Source organism: Vibrio sp. 1978 (assembly GCF_033344345.1).
Window position 1 is genome coordinate 1 of record NZ_JAWPOP010000598.1, and the last position, 641, is coordinate 641.

Here is a 641-nt window from a genome sequence, read left to right on the forward strand (position 1 = left end):
TTCGCGGTTTTCACCTACATAGAAACGAACGATGACTTGCGCAGCACCTTCCATTGACGAAGAATAAACGTATTCCACACCGTCAATTTGGCTAACAAGCTTTTCTAATGGTTCAGTGATTTGATTTTCGACTTGAGAAGCGCTGAGTCCGGGAGCCGAAACCAATACATCGGCCATCGGCACAACGATTTGCGGGTCTTCCTCTTTCGGGGACAACCACAAGGCCGCAGCACCGACCACAAGCGCGAGTAAGATCATGATCGGAGGGAAAAAGCTGTTCATCACAGACTGAACAAAACTTCGCTTTAGTTTGTCGGGCATCCTTTCCCCTCCATATCAGATTGATTGTTTACGCGTTCGCGGTTTTCATCTTCTTCGCGTTACGGTGAGTAATGATCGCTTTCGCGAACAGAGATCCAACTAACATCGCAAGGAAGAACACTACAATGCTCACGTTGCCTAATGCCAGACTCGCAACTGCAGGGCCAGGGCAAATACCTGCCAAACCCCAACCTAAACCAAAGATCGCCGCACCAGATAACAAACGTCCGTCGATGTTCTTATTGGTTGGCGGGCAAAACGCTACACCGCTAACTCATTGTTTTCTCGGCATGATGATTAAAAAATAGCTAGGCACGAAT

Annotated in this window: 1 protein-coding gene and 1 pseudogene; both read right to left on the minus strand. The window is 47.9% G+C overall.

Annotated elements, in window-relative coordinates; genetic code table 11:
• The coding region (locus R8N49_RS28045) for an efflux RND transporter permease subunit (protein WP_318190561.1) at positions 1–321 on the minus strand (321 nt) is incomplete at its 3' end.
• A 28-nt stretch (positions 322–349) separates the two neighbouring features.
• Positions 350–568: pseudogene (locus R8N49_RS28050) on the minus strand (DUF6691 family protein); the annotation flags it as partial.
• Positions 569–641 lie beyond the last annotated feature (73 nt).